1 protein-coding gene is annotated in these 2,447 nt (G+C 67.1%); it reads right to left on the bottom strand.

The genetic code is table 11. The annotated features are described in order from the left end of the window. Positions 1-174: 174 nt before the first annotated feature. The coding region (locus tag GEV06_28365) for an FtsX-like permease family protein (GenBank protein ID MPZ21766.1) at positions 175-2,447 on the bottom strand (2,273 nt) is incomplete at its 5' end.

Here is a 2,447-nt window from a genome sequence, read left to right as displayed (position 1 = left end):
CCAGTTCTGCTTGTTCTAGATGCGCCAGGATTTCGTGATCCAGCTCGCGCTCGACCCGCCTGCTTCGAAGGAAACCCAGGACGCGTGCGACCAGCGCACGGAGATTCATGACAGCGACTCCAGGAAGCGCGCCACCATGGGGCTGGTCCGCTTCCGCTGGACGGCAGCGAGCCGCTACTCCACCCGCAACGCCACGGCCGGATCGACCTTGGTCGCGCGCCGCGCTGGGACATAACAAGCGGCCGCGGCGACCGCAGTGAGCAACAGCGAGAGAGTCATGAACGTCCACGGATCGGTGGCGGTCACCCCGAACAGGAGACTTCGAGCCGCCTGACCCACCCACAGGGCGCCCATGAGCCCGAGCGCGAGACCGCTCAGGCTCATCACCAACCCTTCACCGATGATCATGCGGAAGATGTCGCTGGTCCGTGCACCCATCGCCATGCGGAGCCCGATTTCCTGCGTGCGCGTCGCGACCGAGTACTGGATGAGCCCGTAGATCCCGATGGCGGCCATCAGCAGCGCTACCGCGGAGAACCCGACGACGAGGGAGGTCTGGAAGCGGCGCTGCGTGAGGTAGGTTCCGAGCTGACGTTCCAGGGGCGCCACGCCATCGATGAACGCACGCTTGTCCACGCGGCCGACGGCCGCCCGAAGTGCCCCAGCCATGCCCACCGGGTCGTCCGCCGACGTTCGGATGAACAGGCCCACGCTGCTGGTGCTGGGAGGACTCTGTGCGAGCGACACGAACATCTGCGGGATCGGCTCGCGCTCCAGTCCCTGGCGGCGCATGTTCGCCACGACGCCCACGACGGTGAACCACGGGCTGTCAGCATCGGCGGGACCAAGCTTGAAGCGTCTTCCCACCGCATCGCGGGCGGGCCACAGGCGGCGAGCCATCGCCTCATTGACGATCGCCACGCGCGGCGCGTCGGGCCCGTCCGCGGCCGAAAAGAAGCGACCTCGGAGCAGCGGCGTCCCAAGGGTCTTGAAGAAATCCACGCTGACCTCGTCTCTCGCGAGGCGCAGGCGTTCGGACACCGTTCCATCGTCTCCTTCGGTGGTAAGGGCCAGCACCTTGGGATTCGAGATGAAGAAATCGTCGCTGATGCCGGCGCTCTCCACACCGGGAACCGCCTGAATCTGTTCAAGCACGCGATGGTAGAAATCGCTCCTGAAGCGTGTCGGGCTGGAGAGATCCACCGCAAGGACCCGCTCGGGCCTGAAACCCGGATCAATCTGCCCCACGTGCCACCAGCTTCGAACCAGGAGGCCCGCGCCGACGAGCAGGACGATCGCGAGCGCAAACTCCGCCACCACGAGCGCGCGGCGGATCCGGCGCGTGGCCGCGCCACCCGCGACGCTTCTGCCACCCTCCTCCCCCGATGGCCGGACGTTACGGCGCAGCGTCGTCATCGCGGGCGCCAGTCCCACCAGGATGCCCGTCAGAAGAGAGATGGCCAGCGCCCAGCCGAGCACGCGCAGATCGAGGCTCGCCTCGTTCAGACGCGCGAGGTCGTCCGGCCCGTTGGCACGGATGAAGCGGATGCCTGCGACCGCGAGCAGTGTGCCGATCACGCCCGAGACGACGGCGAGCACGAGGCTTTCGGTAAGCAACTGTCGCACGATCCGCCCGGCGCTCGCCCCGAGCGCGACGCGAACGGCCAGCTCGCGCGCGCGGCCGACGCTGCGCGCCAGCGAGAGGCTTGCGACGTTGGCCGCGGCAATGAGGAGCACGCACAACACCGCGCCGCCAAGCATCCACAACGCCAACCGCGAACGGGATTCGACCATGTGGAGGCTGAACGGGACGACGCTGATGCCCCGGGTCCGCTCGGCCGCCGGCGACTGATCGTTAAGACGGCGGGCGATTGCGCTCATCTCCGCTTGGGCTTGGTCGACTGTCACCTCCGGTCGAAGTCTCCCAACGACGAACCACTCCTGCGTGTCTCCGCGACGCGCGCTGCGGCCGGATTCACAGTCCTCCAACCTTCCGTTCGGCTGCCACACGTCTGCATCGAAGCTCCCGACCTGAAACCCGGCAGGGAGGATGCCGATGATCTGGGCAGGCCGCCCGTCGAGCACGATGGTCGCGCCGATCGCCTCGCTCGAGCCTCCGAACCGCGCCTGCCAGAAGCGATGACTGATCAGGACCAGGCGCTGCCGCTCGGCGGCTTCTTCGGTCGAGACGCTGCGTCCGCGCACGGGCCGAACGCCGAGGACCTGAAACAGGTTGTGCGAGATGCTGGCGCCCGCGATCCGTTCTGTGCCGTCTGCGCCCGTCAGCGTCGAGCCCACGCTATCGAAGATGGCGATGTCCGCGAAGCTCTGACTCTGACACCGCCACTGTGCGACATTCCAATCGGCTGATCGGCCTTCGTACAGGTTCTGCGTTGGATCCTCGGTCCATAACACCGCCAACTGCTCCGGGGCTCGATAGGGAAGCG

Source organism: Luteitalea sp., assembly GCA_009377605.1.
Taxonomy (GTDB): domain Bacteria; phylum Acidobacteriota; class Vicinamibacteria; order Vicinamibacterales; family Vicinamibacteraceae; genus WHTT01.
Note: the sequence above shows the minus strand (reverse complement) of the source record. Positions and strands in the feature narration are given on the sequence as shown.